Source organism: Bacillus sp. F19 (assembly GCA_023823795.1).
Lineage (GTDB): Bacteria > Bacillota > Bacilli > Bacillales > Bacillaceae > Bacillus_P.
Genome location: CP085710.1, coordinates 164,512 through 179,934, shown reverse-complemented (window position 1 = coordinate 179,934; position 15,423 = coordinate 164,512). Strand labels below are relative to the sequence as shown.

Here is a 15,423-nt window from a genome sequence, read left to right as displayed (position 1 = left end):
TCAAAAAAGAGAAAAGCGCCAATCACTTGGCGCTTTTCCTTTATACACTCACAGGCACAAGTTCTGTAACCTTCTTGGCAATACCTAAGTAAATCTCACCTGTAGGGTGATCTTTCGCATAAACCGATGGAGCAAAATCTTCTTCGTTCCAGTCCGGCTGCTGCAGCGGAATGTTTCCAAGCACAGGCACATCAAGCTCATGTGCAAGCTTTTCTCCTCCGCCTTTGCCAAATACATATTCTTTTTCTCCAGTGAGCTTACTTTCAAAGTAAGACATATTTTCAACTACCCCGATAACCTCATGCTCGGTTCTAAGAGCCATAGCACCCGCTCTAGCTGCTACAAATGCAGCTGTCGGATGTGGAGTTGTCACGATGATTTCTTTACATGATGGAAGCATAGCATGCACATCGAGTGCAACATCGCCAGTGCCTGGAGGCAGATCAAGCAGCAGATAATCCAGATCTCCCCACTCTACTTCCTGAAAAAAGTTGTTGAGCATTTTACCAAGCATAGGTCCTCTCCAAATGACCGGAGCATTATCTTCAACGAAAAATCCCATTGAAATAACTTGAACACCGAACCGCTCTACAGGGATGATTCTTTCTCCCCTTACAACCGGTCTTTTGGTGATTCCCATCATATCAGGAACACTGAATCCATAAATATCCGCATCAATTAAACCGACTTTCTTGCCTAAGCGAGCTAATGCTACTGCTAAATTAACTGATACGGTAGACTTTCCGACGCCGCCTTTTCCGCTTGCTATCGCGATAAATGTAGGCTGCTTTCCTTCAGTGAGCAAGGAAGGTTCTTCAGGCTTTGCTGTTTGATATTTCGCAATTACTTCTTGAGGCAGCTCTGTGAAACGGAGACCGACTGTTGCAGCCCCTGCTTCCTTCAGCTTAGCAACGATCTCCTGCTGCAGCTGCATTTGTTCTGATGTACCAGTTTTGGCAATCGCTACTTTCATACTTATATGATTTTTCTCTTCTTTTATCGACACTTCTTCAATCGCATTTAATTCTTCTAAGGTTCTATGTAAAAAAGGTTCTTTTAAATTCCCGACGACTTTACGAGCTGTTTCCTCTTTCAGCATGATAACCACCCTTTGTTGTATTCGTTTACATCAGTATAACATATTTAGACAAAAAAGAGGTATTGCACGTTTTGTCCTGAAAATGGAGGAATACTCAACAGCAAAACAAAAAAATCCTTCACTCTGGAGGATTTTTTTCATGCGTCATATATCTTAAGATGCCATTATAGATGGAAGCGGCTATTTTGTCCTGATATTTTTTTGTTCCGAGAAGCCGGGCTTCCTTAGGGTTTGATAAGAAACCTACTTCTACTAATGCGCCTGGCTTATCGATATGTTTCATTAAATAGATCGTATTCATTTGTTTTGCTTTTCTGTCTGTATTCTCTAAATTTCTTCTTAGTTCATCTTGAATAAATTTTGCCACTTTTTCATTCTCTTTCATTTTTGAATGATAAAAAGTCTGAGCCCCGCTCCACTCATTAGAAGGAATGGCATTCAAGTGAATACTTAAGTAAAGGTCTGCTTCTGATTCGTTTATTATTTGGAGTCTTTTTCTTAAATCCTGCCTTTTTCTTTTTGAATATCCTTTTGTATCCTTTTCAGCTAGATCAGTATCCTTTTCACGAGTGAGGAGGACCAATGCTCCCTGTTCCTGAAGGTAGTCTCTGATCTGTTTGGATATGGAGAGTGCGATATCTTTTTCAAGATGTTCTTTCCCGACTGCCCCTCCGTCTGGTCCTCCGTGGCCTGGGTCTATGTAAATGACCTTTCCTGTTAAAGGGAGATTCCACGACTTCCAGGAGCTGTCGTTGTTAAATTGAAACTGAAATAATAGGAGTAATAAAATAAAGCCTGCACCGAAGCCAAACCATCTTAGCTTTCTTCTCATTTTTTCCCCTCCTGCTCGTCCTTTAACACTATATGGCGGACCAGCAGGAAATATGATAAGTTATCCAGTTTTAATGGAGACGAAGCTTAAGCCGTTTTTCTCCTTTTTCAAAACCCTCCGACCACCACAAATGAATTAAAAACTCGCATGCATAGTAGATCGATTCATTTTTGAAGTCATTTTCGCCAGGGTTCCCCCATATCAGCATGTAGTCAAACAGCTGGTCAACAAGCAGTTTTTCTTCCCGTCTTGACCTTGCATTCACAGTCTGCATGGTTTCTCCAAAAAAGCCAAACCTGCTGTAGCTTGCACCGAGCAGATATGCCTCTATGGAAAAATCAATGCAGCCATCTTCTATAGCTGAGTAGTCAAATTTTCCGGAATGCATAAAAACGCCAAAGCACTCGTAAGCTTTTGTTTTCAGCTGAGTTAACGTAAGGTCCTTAAGTATGCTGCGTTCATAGTTGATTTGCTTCTCTCTTCTTTTATCTGAAAGTGAAGTGATATTTTCAATCATATAAATGCCCCCTCACTCTATTGTCCTACTGCTCATGGTTATCATACGCGGTAAAGTTTTCAAATCCAGAATGGGAGGGCAGCGTTTTAGAAACAACAAAAAAAACACAACATAATGTTGTGGTTTCAGACTGTCGACAAATCCCCCCTTTTTGGGGGATTTGTCGGCAGTTTTTTTATATAATGAAAATAGAACAATACAGAGGTGATTTGGATGTTGTCTAAAAATAATCAAATGAATCGCGATCAACTAGAAATGATTACACTTGAACAGTTGGTGCCGGAAGATCACTTAGTCCGTAAAATTGAACAAGCTCTCGATTTTTCTTTCATCTATCCATTAGTAGAGAAAGTCTATTCCGCAGATCGAGGTCGTCCAAGTATTGATCCGGTCATATTGATTAAAATGACCTTCATCCAATACCTTTTCGGTATTCGATCCATGAGAAGAACCATTGAAGAGATTGAAACCAACTTAGCCTACCGTTGGTTTTGGGTTTTGGTTTTCATGACAAGGTGCCCCACTTCTCAACATTCGGTAAAACTATGAACGGCGCTTTAAGGATACAGATCTGTTTGAGCAGATATTTTACCGCATCTTAAAAGAGGCGATTGATAAGAAACTGGTCAATGGAGAACAGGTATTTATTGATTCAACTCACGTAAAGGCTAGTGCTAATAAACGAAAGTATCAGAAAAAAATCGTACGAAAAGAAACGAAATCATATGAGGAAAGGCTCCAAAACGAACTCAATCTAGACCGCGAAGAAAACGGAAAAAGCCTTTTCCCCAGATAAATTTGAACCGGAAGAGAAAGAGATTAAAGAAAGTACGACGGATCCGGAAAGTGGCTATTACGTAAAAGATGAAAGAACAAAACAGTTCGCTTACTCATTTCACGCAGCCTCTGACGAAAAAGGATTTGTTCTGGGGACAATCGTTACGCCTGGTAACGTGCACGACAGTGCAATATTCGAGCCTCTACTTGATCAAGTAACTGAGCTTCACAAGAAACCTGCTGCTGTTGCTGCCGATGCTGCTTACAAGAACCCTGCTCTTGCTCACTATTTGAACGAAAAAGAAATTCGTCCGGTTTTTCCTTATACACGGCCAAAAACAAAAGATGGATTTTTCAAGAAAAGTGATTATGTGTACGACGAACATTTTGATTGTTACATATGCCCGCACGATCAAGTGCTTCCTTACAGAACTACTACGAAAAAAGGATACAGACAATACTCTTCCGATCCGAAGGTTTGTGAAAATTGCCCATTCCTAAGCCAATGTACGGAGAGCCAAAATCATCAGAAATTGATTGAAAGGCATCTCTGGCAAGAATACTTAGATGAAGCTGAACACCTTCGTCATACAGAAGAGAACAAAACAATTTATGCAAAACGTAAAGAAACGATAGAGCGTGTCTTTGCAGATGCAAAAGAAAAGCATGGTATGCGTTGGACAACGTTGAGAGGACTCAAAAAATTGTCCATGCAGGCGATGCTTACTTTTGCTGCCATGAACTTGAAAAAGTTGGCATCCTGGACATGGAAGCCAGCGAAAGCGGTATAAAAATAGTCAACGAATAGGCCTACAAACATCAAATTAGCCCTAGAAATGACAAAAAGCATTCGGATAGAGTTCATCCGAATGCCTTTTGTCTACAATCTGAAAACACAACATAATGTTGTGGTTTTTGGAAATCGAATTAACGTTTTGAGAACTGAGGTGCACGACGAGCACCTTTTAGACCGTATTTTTTACGTTCATTTTTTGATATACCTTAAAGGTATTTCATCAAATGTTAAACCCATTAAGATATAAAGGTTTTTTACATTTTTGGTTTCACCTTATTTCATACAATTAGGCCAAAGGTATTCAAAGGGTATTCAAATTTATATGCTGGCGGGTAATATGTGTAAGATAACCTAAGCTTAGAGTGTTTGCTCCATCTTCTAGTGATAAGTAATAAGTCAAACTGTAATTTCTTTATTAACATTTGATATTTTGGGGCAACTGCTTCTTCAATTATGATGACGAGATCAAATCAATTATTTGTTGTAACCGATGCTTTTAAAATTAATCAAAAACATTATTCCAAATAGGTTTTTTCTTTAATCGTATCTCATTACTGACGTAGAAATGCCGAAAGAGTGATTAAATGGCGCCATGCTTAGCAAAGTAGAACGGATTAAGGAGGGTGAGCTTTTTAAGGATTGACTATCATGTTCACCTGAAGAAGGTTCTTATTCCTCTAGGTGGTAAGAAAAATTAAGGTTTTATAATGATTCAGGACCCTTAATATATCTATGCAAGACAAAGGTATAAAGTGTAAGCCCAAGAATAATATTTAAAGAATGATATAGTGAATCTGAATGAGGAGGAGTTAATGGAATCTTATTTTGTTGTAACGAATAAAAACGGTATAAAGGTACAGTGTTTATATTATGGGAATAAACAAGACAATATTGTAAGCGGTGTAGAAACGCTGAAATACGGCGATATATTGACAGTTGCTGATTATGGAAAATATGTGTTTGGAATTGGTTGGTACATATTAATTATCGTCAACGAAGAAATAAACAGTTTTGTACCGATAAAGATACCTGAAGAGGCCATTAACTCCAACAATATTCAATTAATGATTGATTTAGTAACTGAGCATATATCTTTGTCTTATCAATTGGATAAAGCTTTAGAATACAAAAATAAAGAATTGTTTTTATGTATCTCTAATAAGCATCGGCATTTGCAAAGTCTTATGGAAAAAATATCACTTATCTCATCTGCTTTATAAAAAAATCGCCAACTATCACTAAAGTAGAACTGAATTGTAAAAAAAGGAAAACCACAAATCCAGTTGACAATGATTCTCATTTTCTCTAAAATCAACATATATAATTTTCAGACGAAACTTTTGCTAGGGGGACTTAAAATGTTAAATATGCTTCATGGATTGAAGGATATTCATACAGTGATTTCAAATTATCGCAAGGTAGGCGGGGTTGCAGAAGCAAAAATCATCCGTTTGACATCTGGTGAATCATACCAAAATCCAGTATTTATGAATATTGACATTTCAAAAGGACAATATGTTTCCCTTTGCTTTATAGATGAAAATGGAACAAATATCATTGCTCACATTGATCAAATTGCTGTAATCAAAGGATTGGAGCATAAATTGATTTGTCAGTTAAATAACAACTACGTAAAACAATTTTTGGTGAATGAAACGTTACAATACTTAGAAAAATTGTGTGAAATAAATAATGGGTTTATTACACCTACTTTTAAGAAAGAAACGTTTAAGCTAGTTCGAGATATAAGTGTAAAAGAGCTTAAAAAGCGCAATTTTGACCTTCCATTCCAAATTGAAGATAACCTAATCCAACTAAATGAGCGAATGTTTGCGTAATGCGAAAAAGAGGTTCCGACAGGGAACCTCTTTTCGTATTCACTGGATCATCGATTGACATGCTAATCTATACCCTTGGTTTAAGGCCATTTTCAACTTTTTTTTCTCTTTATCGTTAGGAGGGAGTAAATGGGATGACCCCTCTTCAATTTTTACTGTACATACCCCACAAGTTCCCTTTCGGCATTTGAACTTTAAGTCCTGCCCCTGCTGCAAGGCAGCATCCAACAATAGTTTTCCTTTAATAGGCTGAATTTCAAGCTTGTTCTGATTTTGAACCAAACCGATTTTTTGCAATTGATGGGCCACCGGAATACTTTCAGCATCAATTAAATTCGAATTTATTGCCTCTATGTTAACTATGTTTCCGGGAATAAGTGAACCAACAGTAAATATTCTTTTATTCAACGAATTCACTCCTTAACCTTTAGGGTCGTCAAGAGTGCATATCGCGGAAGGACGTTTAATTCTTAGTACAACTGTCTCATATACACGGAATGGATGGTTCATTCCTTCATCTCCTAAGTAAGCTGTTTCAAAATCCTCAGAGACAGCCAGATCCAAGTTATTTCTCCCCGTATTTACTACGACTCCAGTTTTTCCTTTTAAAACGGGTGACTGAAAGACGCCATCTGTCATAAGTTCACGTACATGTTCAATTTCCAATACATTTGTATCTTTATGCACACGATGCAGTAGTGAATATAATTCAGGCGATAAAACGAGTGCATATGGTCCATTGTGATTTAGATCGAGCAGCTTATTTCTTGCGTCAACAACATCTTTAAAGGCGTTTCCCGATTCATACCAATTCCCGACTAAGTGTGTTAATCGGCCCTTTACATTCATTAACCCGGGGATATCAAATTCCTTTGACCCATGGAAAATCATTTGGTCTTCTAAGATGGAAACATCGCGTGCGGCATTTGCAGCCACTGAAAAATCAATAGGGATGTCCAGCACTTTTGCCTGTTCTAAATCGCGCCAATAAAGCACAAAATCTTTGTAAAGCAACGGTATTGTATAGTTGACTCTTTTGCTGGACTCAATTTCTGTATCAAAAGAACCTTGAAAGTCCATTTTGGCTTCATGATTTTCTACAAAGATATCATTGAAAATACTTTGCACCCCTCTGCCAAGAGGACCGTATAATTCAATAAAGCGTCGTCCAACTAATTGTCTCCTTGCAGCCTCAATAACGATTTGGTTTAATTGTTGAAATTCTTGATTTGATAGAGGTAAATCTGAATGTATTTGAGAATTCATAAATTTCTCCTTTCTCGTAAGTTCTTTATAGTAAACTCCCAACAGTAAAACCTTTTTTGGGACTTTTATGATTTTTTGCTGTTGCAGTTTGAGAGATTAGGGGAGCCAAATGATCATGGTCTTTATCATGATGTGCATGGGGATCTACATAATCACGATCAAACTTTCCATTTATTTCATTTAAGAAATTCTTAACTTGTTGATAATCTTGATAAGAAACCTCTCTCATTTGCTGCAGTTGTGTGCTTCGTACTTCGTCTGTAAATTTAAAGAGTGCTAAATCCAGGTGTTCTACAAAATTGTGCAAGCCGAATTTTTCAAGATTTAATTCTTGCAAAAGACGGTTAAACTCATTGTTGGTTGGAGAAAAAATAGTATCATTTTTATCATTTTCAAATTTTGTTATTAGCGGAATAAGTTCCTCTAAACGTGATAGCCTTTGTTCTTCTTCTTCATAAATATGATGGTAGTAGAGTCGTTCATGATCGTCTTTTGCATTTTGAATAACAGGATCTAGCATGGCCATAAAGTTTTCGATTGATTCCTTTGTAGCTGTAAAAATTCGGTTGAAAATCGCTAATTCTTCTCTCATACGATCCACCTCCAGTTTTTATCTGATAAAACCCATTATTGCCAGGCTATTGATATTTATTACATCTCTATTCACAAATATATGTTTAAGTTTAATTGTGAATTTAATAACACAAACATAGTTAACTTCAGCCCATTACCATTCATAGATACCGACATACCTATGCTTCTTTACTATTTGAAGCTGGTGCAAGTATTAAGGATGTTAAAGTAAGACTAGGTCATACAGACATTCAAACCACAATGAATAACTATACACACGTGACAAATACAGCGAAAGAAAAAGTAGCAAATTTATTTAAAAATTATATAGATTTATGAGGAAGGGTATTCAAACTGATTTTTTCTCAAAAAAAAACCCTTCCTCGGCAATCCGAGAAAGGGCAGTAAACGTTGATAGATAGAGAATATTAACGTTTTGAGAACTGAGGTGCACGACGAGCGCCTTTAAGACCATATTTTTTACGTCCATTTTTTGATATACCTTAAAGGTATTTCATCAAATGTTAAAACCCTTAAGATATAAAGGTTTCTTACATTTTGGTTTCACCTTATTTCATACAAGTGACTAAAAGGTATTCAAATTTATATGCTGGCGGGTAATGTGTGTAAGTACATTAAATGTTCTTTTTACTTGTAGTATTATTGCAGCCTATCAACACCAATAAAAATGTTGCAATTCAAAATTAAATTTCTCATTAATTTAAAAAGAAAAAAGGAGTCGATAAAACTCCTTTTCCGTAAGCCCTGCAATTCTAAATAACCAGAAAGTAATCCAATTATTACTCTGCTCCTTCTTTACTAACTAAATTGTCATATGATATTAACTACGGATTTGACTGGCAATTTGCTGATCTGCTTCTTCAAGGGCACGAGCAGTACCGTTCAGCTGACTAGAGATATCCTCTAATAATTGCTGCATTTGAATGAAAGAAGGCTTTAATGTTTCATATTGCTCAGCGAATGCACGGCTTGCTTCGCCTTCCCACATTCCTTGTAATTGACTAATCATGGAATCCAAGCGAGTAATTTGCTCACCCACCTGACCGCTTTCACCATTGTAGCGAGTCGACATAACAACTAATTCAGCTGGGGTAACGCGAATATTACCTGACATTTCAATCTCTCCCTTATTAATTAATTTTTATAAAATCAAAGTTACTTCTATATTAGAGAAGAAACAAAGACTTCTAAACTTATTAAGGATGTAATTATAATTTTGTTTTACCTTTTTAAAATTCAATGAAATATCTATTAGAACCTCGCATACCAGAGCTATTTATAAATCTATCGTAATTTGAATTTGTATGATTGCTAAGATAGAAGTTATTTTTTATTCTCTCATCCAGGGCATCTCTTGCTTTACCATTAAAGCTCTGTATTAATATTTTTGTGATATTCATTATTTGAGATGGATGTTCTCGGAGTTGATATCTGTATGATGCAATCTTTTGTAGATTTCTACATTCTTCATCCAGACGTGCTTTAATTTGACGTTCTAATTGTTCCCGTTGTGATTGTAACAAAATTTCTTGAATTTTTTCCTCTTGATCTTTTGTTAGCTTGCTCTCGTCATACCTATCATATCTATGCAGATTATCCTCCATTAAACCGCTCTCCTTAAATCTAACTTTAACCAGTTTGCAATTTAATTATCTTTTTCTTTAAAATTTATCGCCATATTCCGTATATTATCTGCAATATCCATAGTATCGTTTTTTAGTTGATTAATATTTGATAACAATTCTTCTTCAGCGAAAGGCTTATATATAATTGGTTAATACAAGAGAAAGGTTCATTGGTTTAAATTTCTCTCTATGATGATCCGCCAAGTGCAGTTTTTTTAACTGACCGACAAAGTGTGTGGAAAAGGGATAGTCAAAAATAAAAACGTTACTTTAAACATAGACCTTGATTGGCTAAAGAACTGGGTAATTCACCAGTCCTGCAATGTTGCGCTTTCATATAGCTCACATCATCCAGCTTAATTCTGTAAAACTATTTTGCAATCCATATCTAGGACTACAAGATTATCAATCATACTGATATTTACATCGTCATAGTTCCCCTTTAAAAAGGTTCTTACATTATTCATGTCAGGCAACTCCCGAACAAATAAGTAAAGCTCATTAATCTTTACTCCCTGTTCATCGAGCCGCATTTCAACTTTGTAAATATCATCCTGCCCGCATTCAACATTGCTACAGTAAATTCTTTTTTTCTCATCCACTAATTCAGAACTAATATCCGTTCCAAACAACTCCATAAGTCGCATGTATTCTGGAATTCCTTCTTGAAAAATAGAAACCAGTTTAAAAACAAGTTCGGGAAAAGGTAGTGCTTGAAATTCAGCCCTTAATTGATTCCACTCGCTTGTAAAATAGTAAATTGGATTCTCCTCACTATCATCAATCACGCCAATCGGATAGACTTTCTTATATAAATGCTTCTTTTCAAACGAAGTGCAATAATCATCTAAAGACATTATATTCTCCTCCAATCATTTTTCCTATTGTGTCCATAAACATATCATTTATAGCTGCTTTATTCCCTTCTTGTTGTAGCTTAATCATTTTGGGGTCAGTTTTCAATTCTTGGTACGCTTTCTGAAAAACACCACGCAAATCATTCATAGCAGACTGATTCCACCCATTTGCTCCTCGTTTCATACTAAAGGTGACCCCATTTGGAAGGGTAGCACGTATTTCTGCCATATCAAAGTTCATTGCAGTTTCAATATCCTCAAAACTAAAATGTCCATTTTGTGGATGATTATGTGTAAAGATTGCGTCCTTGCATTGATTTTTATATGGAGAAAGATCAATTTTACTTCGATGACCATCGGTTATCAAATTACTAATCACATTGCCATTTCGGTCAAATATTACGCCATGCTCGTTTACTTCATTTCTAATCATGTCCTCTAAATACTTAATTGTTGATGCTGATTTATCTGCTTTCCCAATAGTGGTCATGAGATTTTGACCATCTGCACCTTCCAAAGCAATACCAACTCTAGCCTTAATCAGTTTTAGACCACCAACAATAGGTACAAAAGACGATAAGGTACCACCCGCCACATACATGATTCCTTCTTCTTCAACTGTATCTGTAATAGATTGAAAGGGAGATTCAAATAAAACGTCCGTAGGGTCATTTATTAATTGTTGAATCATTGCTTTATAATCATAGTATGTTTCATATGCTTCTTTTTTTAGAAAATCAGGTTCATCCTCATCAGGAATCCAACCCGATAGGGAAACAACTCCAATATCTACTACGATCGTAAGTACTCCTTTTACGATTTCATAAACCGCTATTACAAGGCCTTTTAAAAGGTCCCATGCCCCTACGAAGATTATTTCAACAATATCCACTGTACCTTCCAAAAAGCTTGTATACTTACCTTTTATATGGGCAGCTTTATCACTATATGCAACATCAGTATTTTCAAATTTAACAATTTTCGAATGATAAAGATCCCATAGTTCATCCATTTTCTTATCTAGTCTATTTTTAGAAACTTCAATTTCATGGCGGATCCTTTTCATTTTTGCCTTATTTTCTTCACTTTTATCTTTTTCTTGTTCAGTGGGGTCTGTAAAACTAAAAAAAGAAGTAGGAGTCATATATGTTAATTTTAATGCTATTGGTACATTTTTTAATATGCCTGTTTCAAGGTTTTCTAAATTTGCCCATATATCATATCGATCCACTTGCATCATTGCATTTCTTGCGATTGGTGTGATGAATGTCGTCGTATCTGCTACATAATTTTCAAATAATGAAAGGAGATCTTCGACTTGAGTTTTATAGCTTTTAATATTTTCCTTTGAATTTTTTATCATTTCCTCCCATGCGTCAATACTTTCACCGCGATTGCTTTCTAAAAATGCTGATATGTTAGAAAGGGAAGTGTTCATACTATTAAGTGCCTCGGTATATATATACAGCTGGCCGATAATGTGGTCAAGTATGCCATAATTTATTTTTAAATCGCTCATTATTTCCCACTCCGGATAGCATCACTAATCTCTTCGTCTGTTTCTTTCATATTTCGCAGTAATTCTTCTCCTACTTTATGAATGGCGTTCATATTTTTAATCAAATCCGTATTCACATTATCAGTCATGTTTTCCAACAAGGTGTCTACCTTTTCGATAAAGTCTGAATTGAAACTTTCTAATTGATTTCTCGTATTGGAATTAAAAGTTGTTGTGTAGCTGTTAAAATTATCAATTGCCTTCTTTAATTCATTTAAAGTTGATTGTAGACTTTCTTTATCTAATTTGATTTCTTTTGCCGCCATACCGTGAAGACACTCCTTCCCTTCGGCATTTTATCTGAACTGCACTGAATTAATCGTATCGATTAACCTGTTTAATTCGGAAATCATTTGATCGATAATAACTTTCATTTCTTCTTGAACGGAGGCATTTTCAAGATCCATATCTTCAAAATTCTGCTTAATTTCATCTATTGCATCCTGTAAATTATTAATAATTCCAGAGTCTAATCCCCATGATCCATAAACGATGCCATGGCAAAAATCATAATCATATAACCCCATTAAAGTTCACCTGCTTTTTGTTTCGATTCCAGCTCTTTTTGAAGCTTTTTCATATCATGAACGGAAAACTCAATGGATTTCATATTTTTATCCACGATAAACTCCTTTTTTATTAATAGTTCAAACGCTTCTTCTACTTCATCTTTAAACCCTAGATGTATGACACTTTTGATTAAAGGTGCTGTAAAATGTATTTTCGAGCCGGGTTTCATTTCACCAAATGGGTATACAACACCAGAATACGGAAAATATATGTTATAGCCCTTTGGCGCAATAAATCGACCTGTAATGATTATTTTTGATGGTGATTTCATTTGTTGATCGGGTTTAAAATATGTTGTATCTAATTCGACAACAGAACCTAGCGGCAAAACTTCCCTCATAATTTCTATTGAATAAGAAAGTAAATGAACATAAGTTTCTTCATCTAATGAAAATTGCTTATTTGAAAATTCAATTGTATGTAGACTATTTTCTTTTTTATATAAAATATCAAGAGTATTGCTTTCCAATTCTATAGAAGTTACATTTTTTTTATACGCACGATAAAGTTTTTGAAAAATCGGTTGATCTTCAATGAATAATTTAGAAAATTCTTTTATTGTTAACCCAAACTCCATTTGGTTTTCTTTGTCTAATGTATGGACAATCTTATCTGCTTTTTCCATCGCAAGCGCTTTTAATTTCTTTTTAAATTCTTCTTTCATGAACTGAAAACACTCACTTTCTAATGAATTAAATCATTTAAACCATTTAACAATACTTCATAAGCCTTTGTTAATAAGGATTTAATACATTTTCGATTTCAATGAATTTCATTTAAGTGCATTAAAGGGTACTCAAAAGGTATTCATAAAATCATATGCTGGCGGGCAATGTGTGTAATTGCATTGAATGTTCTTTTGCAATTATTTAAACTCACTTTTAACCACCTGATTTCCTTCCATCCATCCGTCCGGTTTACCCCAACCAACATTATCTACACTATTCACAGTCCAATTTTTATTTTCATTATCATAGGTAACTTCTATCCAAGCATCCTCAAAATTTTCCTCAAGGGGCTCTGCTTCGTCAGTGCTCCATCCACCATATTCTTTTTGTGTATCATGAAATTCAACAGGAATTCGCACTGTATATTGATCTTGTTCTTGGTTTAATGTAAATTGTCCGAAATTTATACGCGTCCCTAGCGCTTTGCCTTTCCAATAGTACTCATATTCTTTATCGTTCTGAATATCTTCAGTATACTCTCTCACAATATTATCTGAAGCTGTTTTAATAAGAGAGGCATTTCCTTGCACTAATGCTTGCATTCTCTGTCGAGAAAAGTCATTAATTAACCGTACAATTTGGTCTTTATTACTTTTTTCTTGAAAGGGATTGGGTGTTACGTCAATGCTTTCAGTTTGTTCATCGATCGATCGAGGATCACTTTTCGCTTTTCCCCATGGATAACTCGCTTCTCCATGAATTTTAGTAGTTCCATTATTAGAGAACGGTCCATATAAAACTTCATCGTCACTACTATTGGATGATGATTCTCTTACAACCGTAGCCTTATCTCCGGTATCTTTTCCATTCACAAAAATGGAAACGTTGTCTGCATTTGATTCAATTGCTATTCGATTTCCAGATACATCAAGCGATACGTTATCTTTAAATTCATCTTCTTCAAAAAGTTGTATCTTTTCTTTATCTGTAACTGTCGCGTATTTATATTTTTTTGAAGCTGAAACATTGTATGTGCCTGGTGGTAGATGATGATGTGTAGTCTCTAAACGATTTTTTGTGGTAGTAAGTACTTTTTTGTTCTCAATCTTAATAGTTGATTTCGGTTCTTCCACAGATACAGTAAGTGAATAAGACCTAGTATAGATATGAGGAGAGGAAAATAGACCTTCACTTTTCTTAACATAATAATCCCCTGCTTCTAAAATCTCTCCTTCTGTTGCATGTTGAAAGATAGGATTTTGAGTCTTTGCAGCTTGATTTTGGTCAAGTATGGCAGCTTGAGCTTTCATAATAAAAATAAGCTCCTTCAAGTATTCAGAATCATCTTGTGTATATAAAATGAGTTGTTTACTATCTTTTTCAGTTAATCTCATTTCCTTGTCTTCTGTATCAAGCAGTTTCTCGAGAGTTTTAACATCACCTTCGATAATTGCTCGCTCAAAATTATTTACTAATTCTTCAGAAGTAGGTTGATTTGTAGAGATAATAGTTAAAAAGATGATCCCTAATATCACGAGAGTGGTAATTACTGTTATCGCTTTATGCTGTTTAACTTTTGTCATTATTTCCATTATCAATCCCTCACATTATCTTATAATCTTTGGTTTACCATTGCCTTGTTGGATCGCCTCATCCAAACTAACAGTCTTCTATCTCTCTTCTCCATAATTAAATTGAGCAAACACATTGCTCGATTCACCTTCCCATATCCCTTGTAATTGGCGATCATAGAATCTAAGCATGAAAATTTGCTCATTTAGAACCAACCGAACGGTTGGATATAAGTTAATCTTATTCCCAGAATTATCTAAATTCAATATTCCTTACTTCCTATTTTTGTATAAAAATAAAATCTGAAGGCAACTGTTCAACAGAAAACCAATATTTTAAATACTTCTTTTAGGATCTCAACTTGTTTTCACTTCCTTTTTACATCCTTTTCACTACAAAAGAATCATTTAATCTTTACTATTATTCATGTCTTTTTATTCAGAATACGTATTTGATTAACTGGACAGTTAGTGCTAAACTCATCTTTTTGTTGAATGAAATTTTTTTAACAAAGGATAGAGTGGACAGAGTTTGTATCATCTTTTATAGTTTCCTAAACAACAAAAACCCTCCTCGATTATCCGAGAAAGGGCTGTGAAGGTTTACGTTCATTTTTCATTAGACATTGGCGATATCGCATTCAATGTCTAAAGCCTTTAATTTAACGAGTTTCTTCTATAAAGTAATATCTCATCTAATTTTTCATCAGAAAGTATTCATTAGGTATTCAAGTTTTATGCTGGCGGGCAGTATAAATAAAAAGCCGTTTAGGGAAGGCAAAGTTCTAATACAAGAGGAATCAAGCAAGTAGCCCAGTTTAAAAGATATGTTTTATAATAAACCAACCATTGTAT

The 15,423-nt window shown here is 35.3% G+C and carries 17 protein-coding genes and 2 pseudogenes; 4 read left to right on the top strand and 15 right to left on the bottom strand.

Features of this window, described 5'->3' with window-relative positions; all coding sequences use genetic code 11:
• Window positions 1–40: 40 nt before the first annotated feature.
• From LIT25_01035 to LIT25_01025, 3 genes are all read right to left on the bottom strand, one after another.
• The gene (locus tag LIT25_01035; GenBank protein USK34071.1) at window positions 41–1,099 is read right to left on the bottom strand and encodes a P-loop NTPase; all 1,059 of its coding nucleotides are present in this window, start codon (window positions 1,097–1,099) and stop codon (window positions 41–43) included.
• Between the two features lie 118 nt (window positions 1,100–1,217).
• Window positions 1,218–1,931 (bottom strand): N-acetylmuramoyl-L-alanine amidase CwlD, encoded by a 714-nt coding sequence (gene cwlD, locus LIT25_01030; protein ID USK34070.1) that lies wholly within the window; start codon window positions 1,929–1,931, stop codon window positions 1,218–1,220.
• Between the two features lie 70 nt (window positions 1,932–2,001).
• A complete protein-coding gene (locus LIT25_01025; GenBank protein USK36111.1) occupies window positions 2,002–2,445 on the bottom strand; it encodes a YbaK family protein in 444 nt (147 codons plus the stop codon).
• Window positions 2,446–2,661: 216 nt separating this feature from the next.
• On the opposite strand from LIT25_01025, the pseudogene LIT25_01020 reads away from it, so the two are divergent.
• A pseudogene (locus tag LIT25_01020) lies at window positions 2,662–4,016 on the top strand (IS1182 family transposase).
• 136 nt (window positions 4,017–4,152) lie between these two features.
• Here the strand turns inward: LIT25_01020 and rpsI are convergent.
• Window positions 4,153–4,224 (bottom strand): 30S ribosomal protein S9, encoded by a 72-nt coding sequence (gene rpsI / locus LIT25_01015; protein USK36110.1) that lies wholly within the window; start codon window positions 4,222–4,224, stop codon window positions 4,153–4,155.
• Window positions 4,225–4,833: 609 nt separating this feature from the next.
• Here rpsI and LIT25_01010 point away from each other — a divergent pair.
• Together LIT25_01010 and LIT25_01005 are read left to right on the top strand one after the other, a co-directional pair.
• Window positions 4,834–5,241 carry a hypothetical protein gene (locus LIT25_01010; protein ID USK34069.1) on the top strand — a complete coding sequence of 136 codons (408 nt, stop codon included), beginning with the start codon at window positions 4,834–4,836 and terminating at the stop codon, window positions 5,239–5,241.
• A 138-nt stretch (window positions 5,242–5,379) separates the two neighbouring features.
• Window positions 5,380–5,859, top strand: coding sequence for a hypothetical protein (locus tag LIT25_01005; protein USK34068.1), 480 nt, complete (start codon window positions 5,380–5,382; stop codon window positions 5,857–5,859).
• Between the two features lie 39 nt (window positions 5,860–5,898).
• Here the strand turns inward: LIT25_01005 and LIT25_01000 are convergent, their stop codons facing one another.
• From LIT25_01000 to LIT25_00990, 3 genes are read right to left on the bottom strand one after another with little or no spacing between them, the layout of a single operon-like run.
• Window positions 5,899–6,267, bottom strand: coding sequence for a 2Fe-2S iron-sulfur cluster binding domain-containing protein (locus LIT25_01000; GenBank protein ID USK34067.1), 369 nt, complete (start codon window positions 6,265–6,267; stop codon window positions 5,899–5,901).
• Window positions 6,268–6,279: 12 nt separating this feature from the next.
• Entirely contained in the window at window positions 6,280–7,125 is an 846-nt protein-coding gene (locus LIT25_00995) for a bacteriocin family protein (protein USK34066.1), read from the bottom strand.
• Window positions 7,126–7,150: 25 nt separating this feature from the next.
• Entirely contained in the window at window positions 7,151–7,717 is a 567-nt protein-coding gene (locus tag LIT25_00990) for a hypothetical protein (GenBank protein ID USK34065.1), read from the bottom strand.
• 134 nt (window positions 7,718–7,851) lie between these two features.
• On the opposite strand from LIT25_00990, the pseudogene LIT25_00985 reads away from it, so the two are divergent.
• Window positions 7,852–8,037: pseudogene (locus tag LIT25_00985) on the top strand (tyrosine-type recombinase/integrase).
• Window positions 8,038–8,539: 502 nt separating this feature from the next.
• Here LIT25_00985 and LIT25_00980 read toward each other — a convergent pair.
• The 8 genes from LIT25_00980 to LIT25_00945 form a co-directional block, all read right to left on the bottom strand.
• Window positions 8,540–8,833: a WXG100 family type VII secretion target gene (locus LIT25_00980; GenBank protein ID USK34064.1), complete on the bottom strand. Its 294-nt coding sequence runs from the start codon at window positions 8,831–8,833 to the stop codon at window positions 8,540–8,542.
• Window positions 8,834–8,948: 115 nt separating this feature from the next.
• Window positions 8,949–9,323, bottom strand: a complete 375-nt coding sequence (locus LIT25_00975; protein ID USK34063.1) for a hypothetical protein — start codon at window positions 9,321–9,323, stop codon at window positions 8,949–8,951.
• Between the two features lie 377 nt (window positions 9,324–9,700).
• Window positions 9,701–10,201, bottom strand: a complete 501-nt coding sequence (locus tag LIT25_00970) for a hypothetical protein (protein ID USK34062.1) — start codon at window positions 10,199–10,201, stop codon at window positions 9,701–9,703.
• Window positions 10,188–11,720: a hypothetical protein gene (locus LIT25_00965; protein ID USK34061.1), complete on the bottom strand. Its 1,533-nt coding sequence runs from the start codon at window positions 11,718–11,720 to the stop codon at window positions 10,188–10,190. The genes LIT25_00970 and LIT25_00965 overlap by 14 nt, the downstream gene beginning before the upstream one ends.
• Window positions 11,720–12,025 carry a YwqI/YxiC family protein gene (locus LIT25_00960; GenBank protein ID USK34060.1) on the bottom strand — a complete coding sequence of 102 codons (306 nt, stop codon included), beginning with the start codon at window positions 12,023–12,025 and terminating at the stop codon, window positions 11,720–11,722. The genes LIT25_00965 and LIT25_00960 overlap by 1 nt, the downstream gene beginning before the upstream one ends.
• A gap of 30 nt (window positions 12,026–12,055) precedes the next feature.
• Window positions 12,056–12,286, bottom strand: coding sequence for a hypothetical protein (locus LIT25_00955; protein USK34059.1), 231 nt, complete (start codon window positions 12,284–12,286; stop codon window positions 12,056–12,058).
• Window positions 12,286–12,993 (bottom strand): DUF4176 domain-containing protein, encoded by a 708-nt coding sequence (locus tag LIT25_00950; protein USK34058.1) that lies wholly within the window; start codon window positions 12,991–12,993, stop codon window positions 12,286–12,288. Before LIT25_00950 ends, LIT25_00955 begins: the two co-directional genes overlap by 1 nt.
• Window positions 12,994–13,194: 201 nt before the next feature.
• The gene (locus LIT25_00945) at window positions 13,195–14,589 is read right to left on the bottom strand and encodes a hypothetical protein (protein USK34057.1); all 1,395 of its coding nucleotides are present in this window, start codon (window positions 14,587–14,589) and stop codon (window positions 13,195–13,197) included.
• Window positions 14,590–15,423: the final 834 nt, after the last annotated feature.